The sequence below is a fragment of the Paraburkholderia rhizosphaerae genome (genome assembly GCF_004366595.1).
Lineage (GTDB): Bacteria > Pseudomonadota > Gammaproteobacteria > Burkholderiales > Burkholderiaceae > Paraburkholderia > Paraburkholderia rhizosphaerae.
Genome location: NZ_SORE01000008.1, coordinates 142,819 through 168,115 on the forward strand (window position 1 = coordinate 142,819; position 25,297 = coordinate 168,115).

17 protein-coding genes are annotated in these 25,297 nt (G+C 63.2%); 6 read left to right on the forward strand and 11 right to left on the reverse strand.

Annotated features, from left to right (window positions below; genetic code table 11):
- Nucleotides 1-4 precede the first annotated feature (4 nt).
- Nucleotides 5-1,477 (forward strand): alpha/beta hydrolase, encoded by a 1,473-nt coding sequence (locus BX592_RS12700; RefSeq protein WP_134192122.1) that lies wholly within the window; start codon nt 5-7, stop codon nt 1,475-1,477.
- Between the two features lie 111 nt (nt 1,478-1,588).
- On the opposite strand, the gene BX592_RS12705 is transcribed toward BX592_RS12700, so the two are convergent.
- Complete coding sequence (locus tag BX592_RS12705) at nt 1,589-2,062, reverse strand: hypothetical protein (protein WP_134192123.1); 474 nt, start codon at nt 2,060-2,062, stop codon at nt 1,589-1,591.
- A gap of 156 nt (nt 2,063-2,218) precedes the next feature.
- Here BX592_RS12705 and BX592_RS12710 point away from each other — a divergent pair, with 156 nt between their 5' ends.
- Nucleotides 2,219-3,031 carry an AMP-binding enzyme gene (locus BX592_RS12710; protein ID WP_134192124.1) on the forward strand — a complete coding sequence of 271 codons (813 nt, stop codon included), beginning with the start codon at nt 2,219-2,221 and terminating at the stop codon, nt 3,029-3,031.
- A 119-nt stretch (nt 3,032-3,150) separates the two neighbouring features.
- Here the strand turns inward: BX592_RS12710 and BX592_RS12715 are convergent, their stop codons facing one another.
- The 7 genes from BX592_RS12715 to pcaD form a co-directional block, all read right to left on the reverse strand.
- Nucleotides 3,151-4,032 carry an amidohydrolase family protein gene (locus tag BX592_RS12715; protein WP_243849509.1) on the reverse strand — a complete coding sequence of 294 codons (882 nt, stop codon included), beginning with the start codon at nt 4,030-4,032 and terminating at the stop codon, nt 3,151-3,153.
- 108 nt (nt 4,033-4,140) lie between these two features.
- Nucleotides 4,141-5,364, reverse strand: a complete 1,224-nt coding sequence (locus tag BX592_RS12720) for a sugar ABC transporter substrate-binding protein (protein ID WP_134192125.1) — start codon at nt 5,362-5,364, stop codon at nt 4,141-4,143.
- Between the two features lie 47 nt (nt 5,365-5,411).
- Nucleotides 5,412-6,458 carry an ABC transporter permease gene (locus tag BX592_RS12725; protein WP_134192126.1) on the reverse strand — a complete coding sequence of 349 codons (1,047 nt, stop codon included), beginning with the start codon at nt 6,456-6,458 and terminating at the stop codon, nt 5,412-5,414.
- Complete coding sequence (locus BX592_RS12730; protein WP_134192127.1) at nt 6,455-7,462, reverse strand: ABC transporter permease; 1,008 nt, start codon at nt 7,460-7,462, stop codon at nt 6,455-6,457. Before BX592_RS12730 ends, BX592_RS12725 begins: the two co-directional genes overlap by 4 nt.
- Complete coding sequence (locus BX592_RS12735; RefSeq protein WP_243849510.1) at nt 7,459-9,006, reverse strand: sugar ABC transporter ATP-binding protein; 1,548 nt, start codon at nt 9,004-9,006, stop codon at nt 7,459-7,461. Before BX592_RS12735 ends, BX592_RS12730 begins: the two co-directional genes overlap by 4 nt.
- Nucleotides 8,999-9,757, reverse strand: coding sequence for an SDR family NAD(P)-dependent oxidoreductase (locus tag BX592_RS12740; RefSeq protein ID WP_134192128.1), 759 nt, complete (start codon nt 9,755-9,757; stop codon nt 8,999-9,001). Before BX592_RS12740 ends, BX592_RS12735 begins: the two co-directional genes overlap by 8 nt.
- Nucleotides 9,758-9,772: 15 nt before the next feature.
- Nucleotides 9,773-10,579, reverse strand: a complete 807-nt coding sequence (gene pcaD / locus BX592_RS12745; protein ID WP_134192129.1) for a 3-oxoadipate enol-lactonase — start codon at nt 10,577-10,579, stop codon at nt 9,773-9,775.
- Between the two features lie 18 nt (nt 10,580-10,597).
- Between pcaD and BX592_RS12750 the strand changes: the two genes are divergently transcribed.
- From BX592_RS12750 to BX592_RS12765, 4 genes are all read left to right on the forward strand, one after another.
- Nucleotides 10,598-11,572 carry a GntR family transcriptional regulator gene (locus BX592_RS12750; RefSeq protein WP_243849511.1) on the forward strand — a complete coding sequence of 325 codons (975 nt, stop codon included), beginning with the start codon at nt 10,598-10,600 and terminating at the stop codon, nt 11,570-11,572.
- Nucleotides 11,499-12,188 carry an MBL fold metallo-hydrolase gene (locus BX592_RS12755; protein WP_134192130.1) on the forward strand — a complete coding sequence of 230 codons (690 nt, stop codon included), beginning with the start codon at nt 11,499-11,501 and terminating at the stop codon, nt 12,186-12,188. The genes BX592_RS12750 and BX592_RS12755 overlap by 74 nt, the downstream gene beginning before the upstream one ends.
- A gap of 533 nt (nt 12,189-12,721) precedes the next feature.
- Nucleotides 12,722-18,235, forward strand: coding sequence for a trifunctional serine/threonine-protein kinase/ATP-binding protein/sensor histidine kinase (locus BX592_RS12760; RefSeq protein ID WP_134192131.1), 5,514 nt, complete (start codon nt 12,722-12,724; stop codon nt 18,233-18,235).
- 204 nt (nt 18,236-18,439) lie between these two features.
- Complete coding sequence (locus BX592_RS12765; RefSeq protein WP_134192132.1) at nt 18,440-18,724, forward strand: hypothetical protein; 285 nt, start codon at nt 18,440-18,442, stop codon at nt 18,722-18,724.
- A 78-nt stretch (nt 18,725-18,802) separates the two neighbouring features.
- On the opposite strand, the gene BX592_RS12770 is transcribed toward BX592_RS12765, so the two are convergent.
- The 3 genes from BX592_RS12770 to BX592_RS12780 all read right to left on the reverse strand — a co-directional run bounded on the left by BX592_RS12770 (nt 18,803) and on the right by BX592_RS12780 (nt 25,285).
- The gene (locus tag BX592_RS12770) at nt 18,803-19,807 is read right to left on the reverse strand and encodes a sigma-54 interaction domain-containing protein (RefSeq protein WP_134192133.1); all 1,005 of its coding nucleotides are present in this window, start codon (nt 19,805-19,807) and stop codon (nt 18,803-18,805) included.
- Nucleotides 19,808-20,015: 208 nt separating this feature from the next.
- Nucleotides 20,016-23,051 (reverse strand): DUF6519 domain-containing protein, encoded by a 3,036-nt coding sequence (locus tag BX592_RS12775; RefSeq protein WP_134192134.1) that lies wholly within the window; start codon nt 23,049-23,051, stop codon nt 20,016-20,018.
- A gap of 29 nt (nt 23,052-23,080) precedes the next feature.
- Entirely contained in the window at nt 23,081-25,285 is a 2,205-nt protein-coding gene (locus BX592_RS12780) for a hypothetical protein (RefSeq protein WP_134192135.1), read from the reverse strand.
- Nucleotides 25,286-25,297: the final 12 nt, after the last annotated feature.

The window sequence follows — 25,297 nt, forward strand, 5'->3', positions numbered from 1 at the left end:
GCACATGCCGAATATCAGAATGAAAGCATTCGCGCTGCGCTGGATCAAGCGGCTGTCAATTGTCGTGCTGCTGATCGTCGCGACGATCGTCGGCGTGCGGATGGTCGACACGCAGCGCAAACCGCCGTTAGCGTTGTGGCACACCTACGTGCCCGAAGAAATGCACGCGCACGAACTGGATCGTGCAAGCTGGGACGATTACATCGCGCAGGAGAACCGGCTGTTCGATGCGGTCAGAAAAAACGTGACCGACAAGTTGCCGCCCGACCAGCGCGTTCCGGCGAATCGCTATTTCGCAGGAAGCCCAGTGTTTCCCGGGCACTTTAAAATAGACTGGAATCGTTCGTACACGCTGGCGCCAGAAGGGACGCCGCGTGGTGTTGCCGTGATGTTGCACGGGTTGACCGATTCCCCATTCAGCTTGCGCCACATCGCCAGGCGCTATCAACGCGACGGCTTTGTCGTGGTGGCGATCCGTCTGCCCGGGCACGGCACCGTCCCCTCGAGCCTGACCGACGTCACCGCCGACGACTGGGAAGCGGCCACACGGCTCGCGGTACGCGAAGCGCGCCGCCGCGTGCCGGCACCCGCGCCACTGCATATCGTGGGCTTTTCCAACGGCGGTGCGCTCGCGCTTGAATATTCGCTTGAAGCGTCGCAGGACTCGCGACTGCCGCAAGCGGACCGCCTCATTCTGCTTTCACCGATGATCGGTATCACGCAATTCGCGCGCTTTGCGGGCGTCGCCGCATGGCCGGCGGTACTGCCGTCGTTTGCGAAGGCTGCGTGGCTCGACATCGTGCCTGAATTCAATCCGTTCAAGTACAACTCGTTTCCGGTGAGCGGCGCGCGGCAGTCGTGGCGGTTGACGCGAAAGATCCAGCGGGAAGTCGCGCAGGCCAACAATCGTGGACAGCTCGCGTCGTTGCCACCGATCTTGACGTTTCAGTCGGTGATCGACTTTACGGTCAGCACCAGCGCGATCATCAGTTCCTTGTACGCGCAACTACCGCCTAATGGGAGCGAGCTCGTACTGTTCGACATCAACCGGACCGCGCAATGGAGTCCGCTGCTGCGCGCGGCGATGCGTGACGCGTTGCGCCGTCTGACGCCGCCGCCGCCGCTGCACTATCGGTTCACGGTCCTGACTAATGCGTCGACCACGTCATCGCAGGTCGTCGAACAAACCATCGAAGCAAGCACGAAAACCGCCACGGTGACACCAACCGGGCTCGATTATCCAGGCGACATTTATTCGCTGTCGCATGTGGCGCTGCCGTTTCCCGAGACCGATTCGTTGTACGGACGTACGCCCGATCCCAGCGATGACCTGGGTGTACATCTTGGCGCGCAATCGATAAGAGGCGAAACCGGCGCGCTGATCGTCGGCGCGGGGCTGTTGACGCGACTCTCGTGGAATCCGTTCTATTCGTACATCGCGGCGCGTATCGACCAGTTGAACGGCGCACCGCAGTAGTCGATGCCCAACGGGTCGATGGGCGCGCGTCGCGGCGTCTGAAAACACGATCAATTGATGGTGTACGTCGGCTGGGATATCCGGTGATCCGCACCGGAATCCGGTGCTCTTCTACTTTGCCGCGCCGACCAGCGAAAACGCATCCCACTTCGGGTCTTCCGGCGTGTGCGGATTGTGCGTCAGCGCTTCTTCGACGAGCGGCTCACACGCGCCGTAGTCGGAGCCGATACTGTCACTATGCGCTTGCGGGAAGTTCACGGCGAGCACCTTGCCGCCCCAGCGTTCGACCGTCGCGGTCATGCTGCATTTGCCCGCACCACCCACCTTGATGTCGAGCACGAGCGCGTTCATATCCAGCGCGGCGTCGGAGTTCGAAAAATTCCATTGCGCTTCCAGCCGGTCATTCGGTCCACCCGTGTCGACCAGTTTCATTGTCTTGTCGGGAATGCCGACGGACTGCGCCAGATCGAGAATGTTCGAGCCGACCAACTCGCCTTGCGGATCACGTGCTTCGTGAGTTCTTAACGCGCCACATGCGGTTAGCGTGGTTAAAAGTAAAGCAAAGGGGATCGTCAGGCGTCGCATGCATGCTCCTGGAGGCATTGAACGTAATTTGTATGGAATCGCGAGCAGGTGCCCGGTCGACAGGTCGCGTTTGTCAAACAGGCTGACCGCGGCTGACCGGCACAAACGGTATGTGCGACAGGCAAATGCGGACGGGGTTCCGTGAATGGCGTTGCAATGCGCGATCCAGAAGATCGCGTAGCAATACGGCTTTGCGAGTCCTGTCCACTTGAGCCGCGCGTTCAGGATACGCTACGGCATGATGTTCCAGTGTCATTCGGCCATCGACCAGCAGCACCCCGAACTCTGCTTCGCTCCGTTGCTGCGCATTCACTCCAGCAACCTTACAGGTGGCGAACCATGAGCCAATCAATTCGTAATATCCAGCCCGCTCGTTCAACCTCGGATCCCGGCGTTGTCAGCGCACTGTTTGCACATGCGCGTGCTTGCCCGCAGGCCCCGGCATCGGCGCGAGGCGAACAATGCCTGAGCTTCGCGGAGGTTGCGGCTCAGGTGTGCAGGTTAGTCAATGGCCTTCGCGCATTCGGTCTAAAGCCGGGCGATCGCGTCCTGCTTCAGGATCCGAAAATCGACGGCTGGTTTCGCACCGGCGACATGTTGTGGATGGACGATATCGGCGAACTCCACTATGTATCCCGCAGAAAGCTGCTGCTGATCCGCGACGGTGAAAATATCTCGCCTGTTGAAGTCGAAGCGGCGCTGCGGCGTCATCCGGCGATCGAGGATGCGGCAGTGGCGGGCGTGCCCGATGCGCAACTCGGGCAACGAGTAATCGCGTTCGTCGTGCCGGGCGACACGGTCCGCTTTTCGGCCGAAGCGGTGTTGAGAGACCTGTCCAGCGAACTGTCGGACTTCAAGATGCCCGAAATGCTGGTCATCGTCGAACGCATCCCTCGTACGCCGTTGCGCAAACTCGATCGGCGCGCGATCGACCAATTGGCGCTCGAACAAAGCCTGCCTGCGCGATAGCCGGCCGATATCGCTGCAAGGATCGGCGGCCGCCATTATTTGAGTTTGATGCCGCAGGTGACTTACGCTCGTGCGGCATCGTGCGCGTCATCCTGCATCGATGTGCGCCGGATGCGATCCTATGAGCTGTACGGCTCGAACCCGTACAGCCTCTCCGGGTTATCAACAAAGATGGCCTGTCTCACCGCGGTGTCGTCGACCCATTCATTAAACTGATCGACAAGCTCCGTGTCGTCGGGCATCGGCACCGCGATGGCCGGATGCGGCCAGTCCGTGCCCCATACGAGTTGCCGCGCGTTCGCGTCGATCAGCGCATCGATAAACGGGCGCGTATCGACGTACGGTGTCGCGTGAAGCCCGGTGCTGCGATAAGTGCCCGACAGCTTGACCCACGCGAGTCCATCGCGAACCAGCGCAAGCAGGTTCTGGAAACCCGCATCGCGAATGCCCTTGTGGGCCGGCACATGGCCGAGATGATCGAACACGGCGGGCACCCGAAGGCGCTCGACAAAGCCCGTCAGATCCGTCAGCGTCGACACGTCCGCGAGAAATTGCAGGTGCCAGTCAAGGCCTTGAATCCGCTTCGCTAAGGTCTGTGCGGTCTCGAGGGCGAGCCCTGCGCCAAACAGCAGATTAAGCCGCACGCCGCGCGCGCCCAGCCGATGAAATTCAGCGAGATCGTGGTCGCTGACGTCGGGCTCAACCACCAGCACCGCGCGCATCGGTAGACGGCTCTCCGCGATCGCCTGCAGGCTACGCCGGTTATCCATGCCGTACGGACTTGGCTGGATGATCACCGAACGCGCGATGCCGAAGCTGTCCGCGAGGGTTTCGTAGTCGGCTAGCGTCGCATCGGGCGGCGTATAGCTGCGGCCCGGCGCGTAAGGCCATGCACGCTCCGGCCCGAACACGTGGAAATGACAATCGACGGTGCCGGCCGGCAGACGCTTTTTAGGCGCACGAGATAGTGGGCGGGCAGGGGCGCAGACAGGAATGCTCACGAGAGCGGCCTCCAGGGACAGCAGGGAACGAACCAGGAAATCAAAGCGGCGCGGCGGGCCGGCTGCGCAAAGCCGCACGCGGCCCGCTGACAGTCGCTCATGCAACGCTTAAGGTTTGACCGTCGCCGACACCTTCGTCAACTTGAACAGGTCCGCCGGTGCCTCGCAGTGCTGGCAATTCACCCCCGGCACGTTCGGCGCTTGCTTCACGATATTCGCCGGCAGTGGCTGAATCGTCGCGCCCGGCGTCGGCGTGCCGTGCAGCGCCGAATTCAGCGACAACTCCGGCGTCAGCACCGGATCGAACACTTCGGTATTGAACGAGTCGGGCACTTTGGTCGACGGGAACGCGTTGCAGCCGTTGACGAACGAATCGCCAGTGCAGACCTTCACCTTGTCCGCCGGCACCCATGGCAGCGGGTACTCGATGTTGTGCACGGTTACTTTGCGCTTGCCGGTCAGCTCTTCCATCATCAGCTTGAACGCGTAGCCCGACACGTTGATCGGATCGCCCGACGAGATGCCATCGAGCCCGCGTTTTCTGAGGTCCGGGTTCGCGAGCGCAAGACGGAAGCCATTGGTGTTTTCGCCGGTCACCGGCACGAGCTTCTTCTGGCCGCTTGCCAGCATCGCCGCGACGATACCGTCCTCGCCGTTCTCGCCGAAGATCGCGTCGACATCCGGATGCGCGGCGAGCGCCTTCGCGGTTTCCTGCTGCGTGGTCTGGCTGTTCCACATGCCGTAGTACTCGGCGACGACCTTGATATTCGGGTATTGCTTGAACACGCTCATTGCGCCGTCGTAGTTCATCTTGTCGACCGAGTTGCCGGCCACGCCGCGATCGATGAACACGTTGCCTTTACCGTTCAGTTTGTTCACCAGCCATTGCGCGGTGTTTTGCGCAAAGCCCGCGGTGATGTAGCTGACCGTGCGTGCGCATGGCTCGGTCACGGTGCCGCTGTATGTGTACACGAGCACATGTTTTTCGCACGCTTCATGGATCGCGCGGTTCAGGCCGGTCGATGAAATCGGGAACGTAATGATCGCGTCGGCGCCCGCCGACACCATGCTTTGATACGCGGCCGCCTGAGCCTGCACGTCGGTGCCGGAAATCACCGTTTTCAGATCCACCAGCTTGTCATACGGAGGAGTCGCCGCAAGCGCCTTGATCAGATTCGACGTTTCTGTCTGATAGCCATTGCCGCTGTAACTCATGCTCAGATAGACCTTGTACTTCTTCGGCGGCGTTTGCGCGTGCGCGGCGGCGCCGGCAAGGGCCGCAATGGCGGTGAGCGCGGCGGCGCCTTGCGCAAGAATCGAGCGGACTTTCATGTTGCCTCCGTATGTATTCCGGGTGTCCCGGTTGTTAGGGTTGTGCGTCAGGAATGCTTCGATTGCGATGTGATGCGACTGCGTTTGAAGAGCGTCGCGAGGTCGTCGCGCAACAGCACGAGCGCGACGAAAATCACCACGCCATAGACGATCGTGCGCCAGCCTTGCGCGATGCCAAGCGATGCGACGATGGTCGACAGGGTAGTGAGCAGAATGGCGCCGGCCGCCGCGCCGAGATACAGCCCGCGCCCGCCGACGATCGATGTGCCGCCGATCACGACCGCCGCGACCGACGGCAGCAGGTAGCTCTGGCCGAGCGTCAGCGTGACGCCTCGCACGTAGCCCAGCATCAGGATGCCGGCGAGGCCCGCGCTCGCTCCGCTGATCGCGTAAGCGGCGATGGTCAGCCGGTGCACCGGCAGCGCGGCAACATACGCGGCGGTCGGGTTCGTGCCGAGCGCGTAGAGCTTGCGGCCGAAGCCGGTGCGCATCTGCAGGAAACAGCCGGCCGCGGTGGCCACCGCCATCAGATAGAGAATCGGCGTGCCGAAAGACGTGTTCGCGAACAGAGCGGACAGCGCAGCGGAAGGTTGCCCGGTCGGCGTGCCTTGCGTGAAGCCGAGCGTGACGCCGTACAGGATCACGCCCATCGCAAGCGTCATGATGAACGGCGGAATCTTCATCACGCTCACGCCAATCCCGCTCAACGCGCCAAGCGCCGCCGTGATCAGCAGAATGGCCGGCACGCCCCAGACCACCGCGGCGTCCGATCCGCCGATCCATTTGAACGCCAGCACGCCGCCCAGCGTCATCATCGACGCGATGCTCAGATCGAGGCCGCCGAGCAGGATCACCATCTGCTGCCCGAACGCGACCACCATCAGGAAGCTCGAAATCACGAGGATCGCCTTGGTCTGCGCGAGGCTGCCGAAATTCGGCCCGAGCACGCGCGATGCGGCAATCAGCGCGAACGAGATCGCAAACAGCGCGATCGCGGTGCGCACGTCGCGATCGAGCCGCGCGAACATGCCGGGCGTCGCGTGGCCGTCGCGCGTGTCGGCGGGCCGGCCGCCGGTCAAAGGGGTTTGGGTCATGCGTGGGTCTCCGCACGGGTCGACAGGCGCGCGAAAAATACCGCGACCACCACCGCCGCGATCATCACCACGCCCTGGAAAATGCCGGTGTAAAACGACGACACACCTGTCGAAAACAGCACCTTCTGCAACAGCGTGAGCGTCAGCGCGCCGAGCATCGAGCCGGCTACACCGCCGCGGCCGCCTGCGAACGACGTGCCGCCGAGTGCGATCGCCGCGAACACCAGCAGCAGGTACGGTTCGCCCGCGTTCGGCGTGCCGGTCGATGTCAGCGCGGTCAGCATGAAGCCGGCGAGTCCATAGCAGACGCCCGCGAGCGTGTACGCAATCAGCTTCACGCGTTTGACCGGCACACCCGCGAGCAGCGCGGCCGGCTCGTCGGCGCCGGTCGCGTAAAGACCCACGCCCCAGTCGGTCCGCCGCAGCACGCGCCACAGCGCATACACGACGAGCGCGACGGCCAGCGCAACCGGCACGATGCCGCCGATGCGGTCGGTCATCGTGTAGGTCATGAAGTCCGATACGTCGCCGCCAGGCGCATCGAGAATCAGCAGCGTGACGCCCGAACTGACGATCATCGTCGCCAGCGTCAGCGCGATCGACTGCAGGTTCCAGTAGGCGACCAGATAGCCGTTGATCGCACCGACTGCCGCGCCTGCCGCGACCGCGATCGCGGCGCCTTGCAGCGCGCCCCACGGGCCGCTGCCGCCGTGCACGGCGACCAGCACGTTGGTCAGCGATACGACGCCGGCCACCGACAGGTCGAAGCCGCGCGTCAGCACGACGAGCGTGCCGCCGGCCGCGGCCAGCGCGAGCGGCAGGCTGTTGTTCAGGATGTCGGTCAGCACCGACGCCGTGAGCGCATCGGCTTGCGTGGCCGCGAAGATCACGGTCAGCACCGCGAGAATCGCGATGATGATCGTGGTGCCGTCGCCGAGTGTGCGCCGATACCACGGTTGCGGGCGCAGCTTGGCAATCGCGTGAGAAGAGGACGTGACATTCATCGGGTGTTCGCTCCATGTCCTGCGGCGAGCGCGACAAGGCGCGCTTCTGACAGGTGCTGGCCTGCCGCTTCGCCGGCAACCCGTCCGCCGTACACCACCACGCATCGATCGACGAGATGGATCAGTTCGGCGAGTTCAGTCGAATAGACGAGCGCCGCGCCGCCTTGCGCGACGAATTGGCGGATCACGTCGTAGATCACCGCCTTGGTGCCGACATCGACGCCGCGTGTCGGATCGAACAACACCAGATAGCGCGCGCCCGACATCAGCACGCGGCCGATCAGCGCCTTCTGCTGATTGCCGCCGGACAGGGCGCCGATGCGCAGTTTCAGATACCGGCTCGCGAGATCGACGCGGCCCGCTTCGCTGTCGACGGCGGTCTTTTCGCGCGCACGATCGATCACGCCGAAGCGGGCAAGCCGCCCGAGCACCGGCAGCGTCATATTGGTGTCGGTGCGCAAGCCGAGAAACACGCCTTCGGTTTTGCGTTCTTCAGGTACGAAGCCGATGCCGGCTTGCGCGGCGGCAGCGGGACTCGACAGGCGCACGCGCTTGCCATCGACGCGGATTTCGCCGCTGCGTGCCGGCGTGAGCCCGGCAAGCATCCGGAACAGATCGCGCTGGCCCTGGCCTTCAAGGCCGGCCACGCCGACTATTTCCCCCTTGCCGACGCTTAACGTGATGTCTTCGACCGTGCCGCCAGCGAGGTGCCGCACGCCGAACGCTTCAGGCAGCGATGTTTTCGGCGTGCTGCGCGCCGCATGCGTGCCGCGCGCGGTCGCGCCGACCATCATCTCGAAGATGCCGGCATCCGCGATGCCAGCGAGCGACACGGTCTCGATACTTTCGCCATTGCGCAGCACGGTGCCGCGCCGGCACAGCCGGCGCACCTCGGAAAGACGGTGCGAGATGTACAGCACGCCGGTGCCGGCGGCCGTCAGGCGTTCGAGGATGTCGAACAGCCATTGCGGGTCGGCGAGCGCGGCCGTCGGCTCGTCAAGCACGAGCAGGCGCGGCTTGCGCGCAACGGCGCGCATGATCTCGACGCGCTGCTTTTCCGCCAGCGATAGCGACTGCACCGGCACGCCGGGATGGATATGTGACAGGCCATACGCGGCGAGCATCGCTGCGGCGCGCTCGCGGCTTTGCGCGACCGACACGAGGCCCGCCACGCCTTTTGCCTGACGCGGCAGCATCAGGTTTTCCGCGACGCTCAGATTCGGCAGCAGGCTCAGTTCCTGAAACGCGGTCGACACGCCGGCGGCGCGGGCGGCCATCGGATCAGCGGGCGCATATGCGCGGCCGTCGAGCGTCAGCGAACCGGTGTCCGGCGCGACGATACCCGACAGCACTTTGACGATTGTCGATTTGCCCGCGCCGTTTTCGCCGAGCAGAGCGTGGATCTCGCCGGGGTCGATATCGAACGACACGCGGCGCACGGCAACCGTCGCGCCATACGACTTCGCGATGCCGCGGATCTCGAGAATCTTCTCCGCGCGGCCCGCGGAGCCGGCGGGCATCGGCTGCGCGAGCGCGTCAGCCATTGTAGACACCGCCGTCGATGCCGAACGATTGTGCGGTCACGTACGCGGACTCGTCCGACGCGAGATAGACAAATAGCGGCGCGATTTCAGCGGCGCGCGCCTGGCGGCCGAGCGGCACCAGCGCGGCGATTTTCTGCTGTTGCACATTCGCGCCGCCCATGAAGTCGATCGCCGGCTGATTGAACGCGGTATCGACCCAGCCCGGGCAGATCGCGTTCACGCGGATATTGTCGGGCGCGAGTTCCATTGCGAGCGCGGTTGTGAATGCAACCACCGCGCCTTTGGACGCCGAGTACGCGACGAGGCCAGGCCCCCCGCGCTTGCCGGCAAGCGACGACATATTGATGATCGAGCCTGTGCCCGAACGCTTCAGATGAGCAACCGCGTGTTTCGCGCCGAAGAAGTGCGCGCGTGCATTGACCGCGAAGAGGGCGTCCCAGTCCGTCTGGCTGAACCCGGTGATCGGCCCGGAGCGCTGCAAGCCGGCGTTCTGCGCGAGCACGTCGAGTCCGTTGAGCCATTCGACGCCTTGCGCGAGCAGACTCGCGACGCTCGCCTCGCTGCTCACATCGACCTTCACGAAGTGCGTCGCGCCGCCGAACTCGGCGACGACCGCGCGGCCGGCATGTTCATCGATATCGCCGATCACCACACGCGCACCTTCCGCGACGAAGCTGCGCACGGCTTCCTTGCCGATGTTGCCGATCGCGCCCGTGATGATGATGCGTTTTCCAGAGAGACGGCCTGACATGGTGGGACTCCTGACTTAATAGGTGGACTGGCCGCGCGAATGCGCAAGCAGGAAGCGTTCGAGCAGCGGGTTGCACAGATCCGGCCGTTCCAGCGTCGGCATATGGGCGGCGTCGGGAATGGTCTGCAGTTCGGCGCCGGGAATCGAGCGTGCGATGCGCTCGAGCACCGGCAATGGCGTCGAGGTGTCCGCTTCACCGGCGATCACGAGGGTCGGCACGGCGATGCGGCTGAGTCCTTCGGCAAGCGTCATGTCGCGGATTGCGGCGGCGCAACCGGCATAGCCGGCGAGCGAAGTGCCGAGCACCATCGCGCGCATCTGTTCGATCAGTGCCGGGTGCGCCTGCTTGAACGCAGGCGTGACGTAGCGATCGACGGTCGCTTCGACTAGCGGTGTCACGCCGATTTGCCGGGCTTCGACGATGCGCGCGTCCCACGACGCCTTCGGCGCGTCACTGGTCGTCGCGCATAGCGTGAGGCTGGCAAGACGCGCGCCGTGTGTGATGCCGAGTTGCTGGCCGATCATCCCGCCGAGCGACAGGCCGACATAGTGGGCCTGGTCGATATCGAGCGTGTCGAGCAGCGCGAGCACGTCGTGCGCGAGCAGCTCGAGCGTGTAGTCGCCGGGCGTCGCGCCCGATCCGCCATGGCCGCGGATGTCGTACGCGAGCACGGTAAACGAGCGGGACAACGCGTCGATCTGCGGCTTCCACATCGACAGGTCCGCGGCGAGTCCATGGCTTAGCACGACCACTGGCGCGCCCGCCTTGCCGGTCAACGTGTATCGGGTCTGGATGCCGTTCGTGTCGGCCAGTCGAATCATGTCTGCGGATCCTTTTTCTTGCGTTTCCCGGCCGCTCGCTTGGGTTGCCGGCAGAAGATGGAGAGCGAGTCTCGATTTTGTCGACAATTTTGTCAATTAGATTGTCTTCAAGGTAAACGCCAATGTTGTCAATCATCGACGCGGGTAGAATTGCGCGTCATAACGGCTGTAAGCGGAACGGGCGTCGGCAACGCGGCGGCGCGCGCAAAACAACGAAGCGAGGGAGAGGGCTTGGTTACACGGACGGACACACAGGCAGCGCAACTGGTCGAGGGCATCAAGACGGACATCATCATTGGCCGTCTGCGGCCGCATCAGCGGCTGGTCGAAGAGGAGATCAGCGCGCAGTTCGGCGTGTCACGCCACGTGCTGCGCGCGGCGCTGGTGCAACTGGAAGGGATGGGGCTCGTCACGCGGCGGCCCAACCGCGGTGTGATCGTGCGGGACTTTTCGCTGACGCAGGTCGAACAGATCTACGAGGTCCGGATAATCCTGCAGCGCGAAGCCGCGCAGCGCCTGCCGATGCCTGCCGAGCCTGAAGCACTCGCGGAGCTCGAAGCAATTCATGCCGAATACTGCCGCGAGCTCGACGCAGGCAATCTGCTGCAGGTCAATGTGCTGAACGATGCATTCCATCGACGCATCTGGGCGACCTGTCCGAACCAGTACCTTGCTGAAACCATCGAAAAATTGTGGGTCGAGACAACCGGTATCCGGTGGTACGGCGTCGGCGATCCGCAATTGCTCTCGCACTCGCGCGAGCATCACGCGACGATGATCGAGCAGCTACGCACCGGCGACCGCGACGGATTCGTCAAGCTGGCCGTCGACCACATTGTTCCTCCGCTCGATGCGTTCAGGCGCGCCCATCGCACGAGCGCATCGTTTATGGCGCCATCCCAGCCGGAACGGAGACCGGATGAAACCCACCTACGAGATTCTCGTGCAGGGAAACAACCTGCGCCTGAAAAACGACTTCCTCGGCATCGCTAATGTCACGCTGATTCGAGGTAAAGACGGCCTGATCCTGTTCGATACCGGCGGCTATATATCGCGGCTCGGGCTACTGAAGGCGCTTGCCGATCGCGGCATCGCACCGGCCGACATCAGCACGGTATTCCTGTCGCACCTGCATTTCGATCACGCGCATAACGTCGATCTGTTTGCGCATGCACGCTTCGTGGTCAGCGAGCGCGAATGGGAGTATGCGGCCCATCCGCATCCGCACGACATGCTTTTGCCGTGGGGAATCCGCGAGCAACTGTCGAAGTCGAAGGTCGAGTTTCTGACCGGAGAAGGGCAGCTCGACGCCGGCGTGAATTTCTTCCCCGCGCCAGGCCATACGCCTGGCTGCTACGGCATCGAACTCGAAACCGCGGACCGCGGTCGCGTGATTGTCGCCGGCGATGCGATCAAATACGCGAAAGAAGCGATCCTCAAACGCTGCGATATGGCGTTCGACGAAGTCGACGTCGGGACCCGCACGATCCGGCGCATACTCGAGCGCGCCGATCGCATCGTGCCGGGCCATTTTCCCGAACTGATCCGGCAGCCGGACGGCAATTTCATCTGGGAAGAGCCCGCGCCTTTTGAATTGCTTATCCGCTAACGGTCAATCCGGTCGCGCAGAGACGTGTGCCAATCGTCGGTCAGATAATTGCATTTGTAATATTGCACCCCTATGCTGTTCGCCGATGCAATGCGAACGAAGCCGAATCCCAGTCTGTGAATTCGGCTCCAGTCGCCGCGGAGCGCCGATCGCGCGTCGCGCTTTGCGATCTTCATTGCCTTTACCGCCGTACGTTGAGTGACCGTCGAGTGACAATCCGTGGCCGATTTTTAACACTCGCTACGGTGATCTCCTGATGACGGTACGGGCAGCCCAAACCAGAGCCGCAAACTATCTCGCCGAGCCTTGCACGCCTGCTGTGTCGGCGGCGTCAGGCAACGCGTTGCAACAGAAAAATTTGGACACACCCCTGCAAATTCAAACGTGCACCGTGATGAAAGCGCGCCGTCATTGGGCTAATGGCAGCGCGCACGGAACGGAGCCTAAAATAGACCGCCGCACCGCTGAAAGGAACCACGGCAAACGGCGAAGCATCGCCCGGAGTTTGGCAATACTACCGACACGATTGGCGCATGGGGTCACAGATGGAGTCGTTTGAGCTTTCGCATTCGCTGCTGCGGTCCGACGATGTCACGGTGCATCGAGGCAAACTGGATCGCAACCCGGTGCTTGTCGTGCAGCCTTGCGCTCAACCTCCCGCGCGTAGCGTCATCGCGCGGCTCGAACACGAATTCGAGCTGCGCCCGGACCTCGATGCAAGCTGGTCAGCTTGTCCGCTCGCGCTCACGCGACAGGAGGGGCGACTCGCGCTCGTGCTGGCGGACCCCGGCGGCGTGCCCCTTTCCAGCGAGGTCGGGCGACCGTTCGACATCACGCGATTCCTTCACTTTGCGATCGCGATGACGGCGACCTGTGGTCGCCTGCACGACCAGGGCCTCATCCATAAGGACCTCAAACCGGCGCATTTTCTGGTCGACGAGTCGCGGCGACGTGCATGGCTGACCGGCTTCGGCGTCGCATCGCGTCTAGCGTCGGAGTTTCAGAACCCGGCGCCGCCCGCGATGCTGGTCGGCACGCTCGCCTACATGGCGCCGGAACAAACCGGCCGGATGAACCGGTCCGTCGATTGCCGTAGCGACCTCTATGCGCTTGGTGTCACGTTCTACGAGATGCTGACGGGCAGCCTGCCGTTCGCTGCCGATGACCCGATGGAACTCGTGCATTGCCACATCGCGCGCCGACCGGTGCCGCCGCACATGCAGTTCGCGGAGATCCCTCAAACCGTGTCGGCGATCGTGATGAAGTTGCTGGCCAAAACAATGGAGGAGCGCTATCAGACCGCGCAAGGCGTCGAAGAAGACTTGCGCAAGTGTGTCGCGCAATGGGACAACGGCCAGGCGATCATTCCTTTTCCGCTAGGGGAGCGCGACCGTTCGAACCAGCTCCTGATTCCCGCGAAGCTGTACGGACGCGAGCAGCCAGCGCGGACCTTGCAGGCCGCATTTGCGCAGATGGTGACGAGCGGCACATTGGGCGTCGTGCTCGTGTCCGGCTCGTCGGGCATTGGCAAATCGTCGTTCGTCAACGAACTGCGTCACGCACTCGTACCGAAGAACGGCCTGTTCGCCGCGGGAAAGTTCGACCAGTACAAACGCGACATACCGTATGCGACGCTCTCCCAGGCATTCTCCGATCTTGTTCAGATGATATTGCGTGGCAACGAGAGCGAGCTCGAGCACTGGCGCGGCGAAATACTCGATGCGGTCGGCGCAGCCGGTAAGCTGGTCGTCGATCTTGTCCCCGATCTGGGCTTTGTGATCGGGCCGCAGCCGCCGGTCGCCGAATTGCCGCCGCGAGACGCGCAAGCCCGTTTCCAGAAAGTGATGGGGCGCTTTGTCAGCGTATTTGCGGCAGCCGGCCATCCGCTCGCGCTTTTTCTCGACGATCTGCAATGGCTGGATCACGCGACGCTGGACTTTATCCGGTACCTCGTCGCGAACCGGGAAGGCCGCCATCTGCTGCTGATCGGCGCCTATCGTGACAACGAGATCGAACTGTCGCATCCGTTTGCGCGCGCGCTCGACGCGCTGCGCGACAGTGGTGTGCCTATGCAGGAAATCGCGCTCGCGCCGCTGGATCTGAACGAGACCCGGCAATTGATCGTCGACACGTTTGGTTGCGAAGACCCGCGTGCGACCGAGCTCGCGAACCTGATCCTGACGAGGACCGGCGGCAATCCTTTCTTCACGATCCAGTTCATTTCGAAGCTGTTCGAAGATGGCCTGATCGCCTTCGACGATCAATCGGCGCGCTGGACGTGGGACTTATCACGCATCCGCGGTCGAGCGTACATGGACAATGGCGCGCAGCTGATCGTCGGACGGCTCGGCCGGCTGTCCGATGTCACGCGCGAAACACTTAGCCGGTTCGCCTGTCTCGGCAATGCGACCGACACGCAAACCCTCGCATGGATTGCGGGGCAATCGAACGGCGACGTGCACGACGCGCTGTCGGAAGCCGTCAATGCGGGCTTTATTCTGCGCACCACCGCGGACGGCTATGTATTCGTCCACGATCGTGTTCAGGAGGCTGCGTACCGGCTGATCCCACAGTCCGAACTGGCAGCGGAGCACCGACGGATAGCGCAAGTCCTCGTCTCGAAGATACCGCCGGAGGAACGTGGCGAGCGGATCTTCGACATCGCTAACCATATCAATCGCGGCAGCGCGCTGATCGCTTGCGCGGACGAAAGAGACGCAGCGGTGTCCATCAACATGGCAGCCGGCCTGCGTGCGAAAGCGGGTGCGGCATTCGCATCGGCGCTGACCTATTTCGAAGCGGCGCGCTCGCAGTGTCCGGACACCCGTTGGCAGGACAACTTCCAGACCATTTTCCGGCTCGAGTTCTATCGTGCCGAGTGTGGCTTTCTAAGCGGTGCGCTGGCGCCTGTCGGCGACCGTCTCGCATTGCTCTCCGAACGTGCGCAAACGCTCGAGGACAAGACCGCGGTCGCGCGCCTCGCGATCGCGTTTCATGCGATGACGGATGAGCTGGAGCGTGCGGTTGAAATCGGGCGTGCGTATCTTCGCGATGTCGATATCGGCTGGCCGGTGAAACCAACCGACCGCGACGTGCGGCGGGAATTCGAGCGGATGCACCAGTTGCTCGGAGCTCGCGAAATCGAGCAACTCGTGGACCTCCCGCGGATGACGAGCGATGTGTGGCTCGCCGTGATGGATGTTCTGGCGGAACTCGCCGGCCCCGCGGTGCTGACGGACATGAACCTGCGCGACTTCATCATCGTGCGGATGGTCAACATCACGTTGGAGCACGGGTGCTGTGACGCATCGTGTTACGCGTATAGCGCGTTGTCCAGCGCGCTCAGTTTGCGTTTCGGCGATTATCAACGCGCGTTCCGCTTTGGCAAACTCGGTTGCGATCTCGTCGAGACGACCGACATGAATCGCCTCCAGGCCAAAGTGCTGCAATGGTTTGGAGGGATGGTGCTACCGTGGTCGAAGGGTCTCGAGGAAGCGCGCGCGGTCGTCACGCGCGCGGTCGGGATCGCGACTGCACATGGAGACCAAACCACCGCAACCTTCGGAACGAAGGTGATGGTGGCGAACCTCGTTTTTGCAGGCGAGCAACTCTCTAAAGTCCGGCAGATTGCAGAGCAGAACGTCGCGTTCGTCGAAAAAATTGGCGCGGGGCGCTTTGTCGCCGCGCTAGCAGGCGAACTGGACGGGATACGCACGCTGGAGGGAATCGGGCCGGACGTTAAATACCTGGACCTCAGGCATTCCCTCGATGCGCGCATGGACCAGCAATTGGCATTGCCGATATCGGCATGCCATTACTGGATTCGCGAGACCCGGAAGGCGTTCTTCGCGCACGACTTTGGGTCCGGTGTCGACGCGGCACAAAAGGCCGAAGACGTGACGTACTCGATGATCGAGACGCTCGAACTCGCGGAATTCCATTTCTATGGTGCGCTCAACCGGGCGGCTTACTTCGATACATGCGCAACCGGTCAGCGGACTCAACTACTCAAGAAGTTGAGCGGGCATTGCCGGCAGATGACGGTATGGGCGGAACTGAATCCTGCGAATTTCGCGTGCCGTGCGGCATTGTTGTCGGCCGAAATGGCGCGCATAGAAAATCGCGTGCTGGATGCACAAAGGCTCTATGAAGAATCCGTTCAGCTATCGCGCCAGTACGGCTTTATTCACGTCGAGGCAATCGCGAACGAACTCGCCGGCAGGTTTTATCAAAGCCGTGGCGTCGATACGATCTACCGGACTTACATTCATCAGGCGCTGGTCTGCTACGCGCGCTGGGGCGCCGTGGGGAAGGTCAAGCAGCTCGAAGAACTGCATCCGCACCTGAAAGCGGAGGCCGTGCCGCACTACGAAGGCATCATCGGCACATCGGTTGACGTGCTCGATCTGGCGACGGTGCTCAAGGTGTTGCAGGCCGTTTCCGGGGAGATTGATCTCGACAGGTTAATGCGTGTGCTGATGACGATCGCGCTCGAGCACGCGGGCGGTGAGCGGGGCGTTTTGATCATGCCGCAGGAACAGGAACTGAAGATCGAAGCGCAGGCGTGGGTGCGGGGCGACAGCATCGATGTGCAGACTCAACGTGGCAATGTCACAGTCGACACGTTGCCGGTCTCGCTGATCCGCTATGTGGTCCGCACTCGACAGTTTGTGTTGCTGGACGATGCGCTCAAACCGCACGCGTTCGAAGAGAAGCGCTATTTTCAATCCACCCGGTGCCGTTCGATTCTCTGCCTACCATTGATCAAGCAGAACCGGCTGATCGGCGTGCTGTACTTCGAGAACAATCAGGTCTCTCATGTATTCACGCCCGCGCGGATCGCCGTACTCAAATTGCTCGCCGCGCAGGCCGCCGCGTCGCTGGAGAATGCGCAGCTTTATGCCGAACGCCGCAAGGCGGAGGAGGCGATGCGCATGAGCGAGGCGTTTCTGGCGCTTGGGCAGCAGATCAGCCACGCGGGCACATTCAGAACGAACTTCCGCACGGGACTGATCGAAGGCTCCGCGGAGCTCTATCGCATCTACGGCAGGGAGCCTGACTATCAGCTCACCACCGCGGGTCATCTGTCGCGTATCCATCCGGAGGATCGACCGCGGATCGAGCAGGCCTTAGCCGACGCAGTACGTGACGGGAAGCCGTACAACTATGAATTCCGGATCCTGCTGCCGGACGGAACGATCAAGCACCTTCAGACCATGAGCCAGCTCGATCAACGCGCGCCGGATGGTCTGCAGTATGTCGGCGTAACGATGGATGTCACCGAACGCAAGCAGGCAGAAGAAGCGTTGCGCGACACTCAGGAAGAATTGGCGCGTGCGCTGCGTCTGGCGACCATGGGCGAACTGGCGGCGTCGATCGTGCATGAGATCAACCAGCCGCTCGCCGGCGTCGTCACCAACGCCGAGGCCGGCCTCAGATGGCTGAGGAGAAGCCAGCCTGCGCTCGATGAAGCGGAGGCGTCACTCGCGCGGGTCGTTCAGGACGGGCGGCGCGCGGCCGACGTGGTGTCGGGTCTGAGGTCGCTCGCGAGGAAGTCCGGTCCGAACCTGACCGACGTCGATATCGACGATGCGATCGCTGAGGTGCTGGTGGTATTGGGCGGTGAAATCAAACGCGAAGGGGTATCGGTCAATGCCGGTGGTCTGAGGCTGAAGGAGCGGCTCGTGCTTGGCGATCGCGTGCAACTGCAGCAGGTTCTATTGAATCTGATTCGCAACGGCATTGAGGCCATGACTGAGGTGCAGGACCAGGAACGGGTGTTGACGATCTCGTCGCGGCCTTTTGACGAAGCGCATGCGGTGGTGTCGGTCGAAGATAACGGAAGCGGGCTGTCGCAAGCTGTCGTCAAGCGCTTGTTCGAGCCGATGTTCACGACCAAGTCATACGGTATGGGGATGGGGCTGCCGATCTGCCGTTCGATTGTGGAAGCGCATCGTGGGCGTTTGTGGGCGGCGCCGCGCGAGCCCAAAGGGGCGGACTTCCGGTTTACCGTGCCGTTCAGCCAGCAATGCGCGCGGGCCGGCTGAGATTGCTCAGCGCCACGTGAGACGACCCGCCGGCCCCACCTTCAGTGTGCGGCCGTTACTTCGACCGGTTCCACTTCTTTCGGCGCCGCATGAACGCGCCACCATGCGAGCATGAGAGCGATCGCGAGGCACACCACGAAGATTGCGAAGCCAATGCGCAGCGACTGCGCCCAGTCGCCTGTCAGATGCTGGACCGCAGACCGGATGCTGCCGAGCGCGCGCATCGCAAACGCGCCGACGCTCGCGCAGGTGCTGACGCTCGACGTGCCACGCGAAGACAAACCGGACATTGCCGAGCCTTCCGGTCGCTTCACGCATCTGTCATTGAGCGAGTCGCTCAACGATCTGCAGATGAGTCTGGTCGCCGGCAATGCGCGCCGTTTCGGGCTCGACCCGCACCAGGTGCTGGCGCCGATGGGCACGCGGGCGCATGCGATTGAATTTCTGAGTCGCATCGTCGCGCATAGCATGCTGACGACGGAAAAGTGACGGGTAGGGGAGGCGGTGATGGTGTGTTTGCTTTAAACGCAACCGGATCATGGTTCGTGAGTCACAATCGGGTGCGAATCAACCCGCATGTTTCCTGATGAGCCGGCAGAACGCGCTGCGCTCCTTGCCCGCCATGCGCGCGGCCGCGCTGATATTGCCGCCGGTGCGCGACAGCACGTCGTGCAGATAGGTCCGCTCGAACTGCCTGACCGCCGCGGCCTTCGCGCTCTTGAAGTCCTGCGGCCGCGCATCCAGCCATGCCGTCTGCTCGAGACGATGCCGGCTCGCGTGGGTAAGCCGGATGAACGGCCCGCTACCGAACACGTATTCGCGATGAATCATGTTCTCCAGTTCGCGCACGTTGCCCGGCCACGCATAGCTTTGCAAAAATGCGATCGTGTCGTCATGCAGTTCCTTCAGCGGCTGCTCGTATCGCTCGGAAAGACGCCGGCAGAATTCGCGCGCGAGCAGAACGGCATCGCCGTCGCGCTCGCGCAGACTCGGCAAGCGAATTGCGAGTACGTTCAGTCTGAAATACAGATCGCTGCGAAAACTTCCCGTGCGCGTAAGTGCCTCGACATCGGCATTGCTCGATGCGATCACGCGTATATTCGCGCGACGGTTCACCTTGCCTCCGACCATCCGGTAATGATGATCCTGCAAAAACCGTAACAGCACGATCTGCGCCCGCGGGCTCATCGCCTCGATTTCATCGAGCAGAAGCGATCCGCCGTCCGCCTGCGCGACGAGTCCCACTGACGCTTCGCGCGCATCGGTGAACGCGCCGCGCTCGTGCCCGTAGAGCTCGCTCTCGAGCAGATGATCGGGAATCGCTCCACAGTTGATTGGAATGAAGGGCGCATCGTGGCGCGCGCTCATGTAATGGATCGCGCGCGCGGCCAGTTCCTTGCCGGTGCCGGTTTCGCCTTCTATCAGCACCGTGGCGCCGCATTGTGCGGACTTGCGGATCAGTTCCATCGCGTGCAGGAACGCGGGCGACTGTCCGATCAGGTTACTGCCATCGGACCTTGGTTCAAGGTCGCGCGCGGGTTGTGACGAACCGTGACGAATCGACTGCCTCATGACCGAACCTCGCGATTCCCGGCCACATGGCTTGCGTCTCCATGCACTGGCCGTCAGGCAATTGACTCGAAGACGCGAGCCGATGCTCGCGCCGTTCCTGTAGGCCAGTATATGAAAAATATAAGGAAACTGTAGGGCTTCGAGGTGTGCAAAGTTTATTGACTTTGCGCGTTCCATTGCGCATTGCTCCAGTCCGCCGCGGCGCGCGTCACAACGATGTTTTGTAGTTGAGCGCGCTGACTGTCTTGCCGTTCAGCACGATACTGCCGGTGCTGACGTTGCCGATCACCGCGCCGGGATTTTCATCCACGGGCTTGTTGGTGAGCAATGCGGAAAGCCTTCTCGATCCCTTGATTGTGTTGTTGTTCACAATCAGCGATGTCGCGGTGACGACGACGTCGGCATAGCGCTCCGAGTCCACTTCGAACCTTCGCAAGATCGTCGACTGGTTGTTGCAGTAGTGGAAGGTATCGATATTTTCGACCAGCGCAGCAATCGCGTTGAGCCGCGCGCCGATCTGGTTCGAGTGCACATTGGCCGCGCAAGGCGACGTGGCGTCCGTCGCCGGGCCGTCAGCTTGCCTCCCGATGCCCTCGATGTGAATGCCGCACCAGGCCGGCGCATTGCCCTCTGCTGACGCTGCGGTGACGCCCTGTGTGATGAGATTGCCGCTGACATCGACCGCGCCGAGCGCCCGTATGATCGCTATCGCGGTGACTTTTGTGCCGTCGATGTCGGGCAGCTTTTGCGGTCCGATATTGAACATCTTGTTGCGGCTGATCTGCACCGTCAGGCAACTGTCGATCAGCACGGCTGCCATGGCGCCGGTCTTCGGACCCTGACCGATGAAGTCCAGGTAGTTGTCCGCGATCGTGACGGCTTGCACCCATTGCGCTTGCAGGCACTGCACGCCGGCGTTCTTGCCGCACTGGGTGAACGTGTTACCGACGATGTCGAAGCCGCCGCCTTCATAGCCCGCTACGTTTACGGCCAGGCCGCACTGATCGATCGTATTGCCGGCGATTTCCGCATAGGCGCTGTTCGTGCTGGCAAAGACCTCGCTGGTGCGGGTACCCATGATCGACACTGCCACGTCCGCACTCCCGACAATGCGGTTGCGCCGCACGTGCACGAGCGGATGAGCGTCTACCGGCGCCGTCGATTGAAGCGAGATCGCTTGCGCGGCGCAGTTGAACTGATTGTCGTCGATGTCGAACGCATCGAGATTGACCGGGCCTTCGCGCAATACCACGCGTTCTGCCTGCAACTGCTTCAGCGCTTCCTTTACATCGGCAGCGGGCTCGACGAACGCGAGGCAGACGATGCCAGTCGGCGTGCGCGCACGGCAGTTCGACATGCGAATGTCGTCGATCGTGCTCGCGGCGGGGATCTCCCCGTCGGGCACGCCGAGCCGCGACGTGGCGCAGGCCAGCGCCGCAAAGCTAGTCGGCACGGAACCTCGCTCTTCGACGGACTGCGCGTCGAAGCTCAGATCGTCGATGCGGATGTGCTGACTGTCGTAGAGCAGGATGCTCGCGCCGCTCGTTGCGTTGTCATCGCGAGCGGGGCGCACGATCGCCTGCATCGCGAGGCGCTCGAACGATACGTTTTGCGCGCCGATCACGACGAATGCAAATGGCGAGCTTGCGATGAGCCGCGTCGCATCGCCTTGCCCACGCAGCGTAATCGGCTTGCCCGCCGGAATCACGATCGTTCTTTCCAGCTCGTAGTCGCCGGCCTCGAGACAGATCGTGCCGCCATTGCCCTTTTTCCGTATCGCGAGGATCACGTCCTGCAGCTTCGCGGCGTCGCGCGGGCTCACGCACTCAGTGCACGCGCAGTGATCGATGACGGCGGGCGGGGGCGGCTGCTGCGCGGTGGCGGGTGGCCAGAACTGCCGGCAGTCTGACCTCGTAGTGCCGTCATCGACGATGCCGATCCGCGCGTAATGGTGGTGAATGCCACGCGGCGGCGCGTGGTCGAGCACTTCAATGCTCGCATCGACCGAGCGTGCCGCGAACAACCAGTAGTCGCCCGCCTTGAACTCGCCGCCGGCCTTCGCCACATCGAAACTGACCGCGATGCCGTTCTCCAGCGCGATGGCCGTCTTGTTATCCGCCGGCACGGCAATCACACCCTGGCTGGTATCGACATCGCCGAGCGTGGTGGGCGGCGTGGTGTCGGCGCGCAGGATCTTGCCAGCCTGGTCCCAGCGACGGATGCGTGTGCATAGCGCTGCGTCCGGCGTGCCGGCGGGCAGCGCGACCGGGGCGGGCGGCGCTTCGACGACGATCTTGCGCGTATCGTGAAACACGCCGCCATCGGCGATTCTGAGCATCGTGCCCGGTTCATTCGCAAGTTCGCGGCGGTTGTCGGTCAGTTCGATCCAGTCGCCCGGTTTGAATGACTTGAAGTCATCCTTTCCCAGACTGTCGACAATGAAACTCGTCGCGTTCACGAAGCTCAGCACGCGCGCCTCGATCGATGCATTCTCGCGCGACCATTTGAAGTTCGCCTTGCCGGGCACGCCGCCCTGATGAATCTCGATGCGATACAACTGGTTTTCGAGGCCCGTGTAACCGCCCGCGGGCGGCAGGATGCACGGATCGTCGGATGCGTATTTCGCGGTGAGTGTGCTAAGCCGCCCAGCCGAAGGCGCGATCAGCGTTTCCCACGCGTCGATGTTCGACGTGCAGTCAAGCTCACGCGACTCGGCGTTGCTCAGGTCGAGCACCTTCAGTTGCCACACGGTCTGGATGCGCGTGGTCGTATCGACGCCGAGCGCCTTCTCGACTAACGCCGGCGCCTGAAACTGATTCACCTCGCGCTTCCACACATCGAGATACACGAGATGCGGACCGCCTTCCGGCAGCGGCGGCGGGTCGAGTAAATACGGTTGCTGCTCATAGGGCGTCGGGTCGGCGCCGGCGCTTTCAGCGAGCGCGGCGTCCCAGCTGTCGGCGCCGGTGCCGTGATTCTCGACGAGCAGGCCGTCCACATACATGCGGCCGCGTCCGATCATCAGCGTCGGGCCGCTCCAGGTGAGCTTGAACGCGTCCTGCGTATTGAGCGGCACGACCGCCGCGCCACCGAAGGTGTCGAGCGAAGTGGCCTGCGCGAGCCGGAAGGTTTCCTCGACCAGTTCGTTCCAGTCCCAGTCGCCAAGCGGACGCCCCTGTTGCAGGCGCACGCCGCGATAGTCGCACTCGGGCTCGAAAGGCCAACGGCTGAAGTCGCCATTCATGCTTTGCTCCCTGGCCGCCTGTCGACGGATCAGTTTTCGTAAAAGATGCCAGCTTCGAGCCCGATACGCAGATACTCCGCGAGCCGCACGCGCAGGTTCGTCTCGCGCTGCATGCCGGACAGGAAGTTAAATGCGCCGGGCTGGCATTCGTCGTCGGCGCCTTGCAGCAGCCACGCACCCGACGATGCTGCGAGTTGCCCATAACCCGGCGTGCCGTAGCGCAGCGAAGTGAAGTTCGGGACAGCGAGCGCGGCGCTCGGCGCGATCTCCGGCAGGCAGCGATAACGCATCGGCACGCGCGCGGCCGGCGGCACATAGCTGAACCGCACGCAGCCTTCCTGCAGCCGCTCGGCGATCACGGGCGCGTGCCACAGCGCTTCCGGATCGCGCGCCAGCAGGATCGTGTTGCTGACGAGCGGCAGGCTGCGCGCGTGCACCTTGCCGATCACCGTGCAGCGCTCGAGTCGCAGCGGCGCGCCGGCCGTCTCGTCAACACCGACCGCATACGCGACGCGTTCCGGCGCGGTGGCGTCGATAATCGTGTCAGTGGCGCATACGAGGCTTTGCGCGTCGACGTCCAGCCTGCCGACGATCGAACGCGCGAGCGTCACGTTCACGCCGCCGACCCCGACGACAACGCTCGCCGCGCCGGCGCTGACCGGCGCCGCGTCCGGCTGCAGCGTGAGCCCCGGCACGAGCGTGCAATGCGCGATGGTCAGCGCTTCGAGCGCGTTGCCACCGTCGTTGCGGGCGACAATCGGATGGCCCGCGATCAACAGCCCGTGCAACTCGACCTTCGATTCCGCTGCGCCGGACACGGTCAGATCGCCTTTCAGAACGAGCGTCGGGCGATGCCGGTCGACGGCACGCAACACGAGCTTGCCCTTTGCCGGCACGCTGATCGACAGCGTTTCCTCGTATCGCCCGCTGTCGCCAATTTCGATCACGCCGCCGGTCGCCTGCAGCTTGTCGAGCGCGTCCTGAATATGCGCGAATTCGCCGGGCACGCTTAGATGCACGGGCGGCGGCGCATCGTCGTCGGGCGGATCGTCGATCACGTCGGCGCTGCGGTCGTATTCGCCGCCGCCCAGATCCGCGCCGAAGCCGTAGCAGAAATCGACCAGCACGCGCGTCGTCGCAGGCAGGTCCGGCGGCGTCGCAATGCGGCCGAGCACCGGATCGATCGCGTATTGCGCGTTGGTCGTCGGCAGATGCGCCCACGTTGCGCCGCTGTCGCTCAGATTGCAGATGTGGATGCGGCTGATATCCACCGCATCGGGCAGCGCGTCGCCAGCCTTCAGTTCGTAAAGATGCAGGCTCGGCTCCTGATCGTTCACGCTGTCGTAGTAATCGCGCAGACGCGCATTCAGCACGCGCCGGCTGATCGGCTCGGGCACGTCGAATGGCGTCGACAGGCCGTCGAAATCGTCGCGCGGACGGGGCCGCGTGTAGAGCGGCTGATCGATGCCCAGCGGATGAAAGCGCAGCCGCCGCGCATCTTCCGCGACCGCTGGCGAGTGGCTGAGCGTGTACGCGTCGAGGCTCCACAGAAACAGGCCGACGTTCGGAATGTTGAAGCGGCCGCGCCCGCTCGCGATACGCCGCACGTCGGGCGTGCGCATCACCGTGTCGAATGCGCTGCCGATGCGCTCCAGCGGCTCCCACTGCCGCAAGTCGGGTGTCGCGGCGCAGAACGGCCGCAGGTGATTCAGATACTGCGTGACGATCAGATGCTGGAAAAACTCGACGGCCGTCGCGTTCCAGCCGGTGACGTCGCGTGCCAGTTGCTCCAGCACGGCGACCGTGCCCTTGCGGCGCCGATAGCCGATCGTATGCGCGACTTCCGCGCGCGGGCTCGCGATCTTCGGCGCCACGCCGTGCAGCACGCGATAGCCGATCAAGTCTCCGATATACGGCACGGCCCAGCCGGCGCAGGTCTCGATAAACTGGTCGTCGTAAAGCTGCTCGATATTTTCGGCGAGCGCGGCGAGTTGCCCGGCGAACAGCGCGATCGCGCTGACTAGCGGACCGGCCATGCCTTTCTCGCGCAACTGCCACCAGTCGTCCTGGTCCTTCTTCGTCGCGACGCCTTTGTCGATCGCGGATTTCAGGCGGATGTACTCGGCGCGGTCGTCCGCGTCGAGCACACCCAGCGAGAACTCGCCGAGCGCGGCGTCGCGCACGCGCAGCACGGCGGGCAGCAAGGCGGCGATGTCGTGTGTGCTCACGCTCATGGCGTTGTCTCC

Excerpts from the sequence above, each read along its gene's own strand:
- BX592_RS12710 (WP_134192124.1), top strand. The coding sequence starts at position 2,219 with ATGCGCGATCCAGAAGATCGCGTAGCAATACGGCTTTGCGAGTCCTGT.
- BX592_RS12700 (WP_134192122.1), top strand. The coding sequence starts at position 5 with ATGCCGAATATCAGAATGAAAGCATTCGCGCTGCGCTGGATCAAGCGG.
- BX592_RS12765 (WP_134192132.1), top strand. The coding sequence starts at position 18,440 with ATGCTGCCGAGCGCGCGCATCGCAAACGCGCCGACGCTCGCGCAGGTG.
- BX592_RS12725 (WP_134192126.1), bottom strand. The coding sequence starts at position 6,458 with ATGACCCAAACCCCTTTGACCGGCGGCCGGCCCGCCGACACGCGCGAC.
- BX592_RS12720 (WP_134192125.1), bottom strand. The coding sequence starts at position 5,364 with ATGAAAGTCCGCTCGATTCTTGCGCAAGGCGCCGCCGCGCTCACCGCC.
- BX592_RS12760 (WP_134192131.1), top strand. The coding sequence starts at position 12,722 with ATGGGGTCACAGATGGAGTCGTTTGAGCTTTCGCATTCGCTGCTGCGG.
- pcaD (WP_134192129.1), bottom strand. The coding sequence starts at position 10,579 with ATGATTCGACTGGCCGACACGAACGGCATCCAGACCCGATACACGTTG.
- BX592_RS12780 (WP_134192135.1), bottom strand. The coding sequence starts at position 25,285 with ATGAGCGTGAGCACACACGACATCGCCGCCTTGCTGCCCGCCGTGCTG.
- BX592_RS12770 (WP_134192133.1), bottom strand. The coding sequence starts at position 19,807 with ATGAGGCAGTCGATTCGTCACGGTTCGTCACAACCCGCGCGCGACCTT.
- BX592_RS12775 (WP_134192134.1), bottom strand. The coding sequence starts at position 23,051 with ATGAATGGCGACTTCAGCCGTTGGCCTTTCGAGCCCGAGTGCGACTAT.
- BX592_RS12730 (WP_134192127.1), bottom strand. The coding sequence starts at position 7,462 with ATGAATGTCACGTCCTCTTCTCACGCGATTGCCAAGCTGCGCCCGCAA.
- BX592_RS12705 (WP_134192123.1), bottom strand. The coding sequence starts at position 2,062 with ATGCGACGCCTGACGATCCCCTTTGCTTTACTTTTAACCACGCTAACC.
- BX592_RS12740 (WP_134192128.1), bottom strand. The coding sequence starts at position 9,757 with ATGTCAGGCCGTCTCTCTGGAAAACGCATCATCATCACGGGCGCGATC.
- BX592_RS12755 (WP_134192130.1), top strand. The coding sequence starts at position 11,499 with ATGAAACCCACCTACGAGATTCTCGTGCAGGGAAACAACCTGCGCCTG.
- BX592_RS12735 (WP_243849510.1), bottom strand. The coding sequence starts at position 9,006 with ATGGCTGACGCGCTCGCGCAGCCGATGCCCGCCGGCTCCGCGGGCCGC.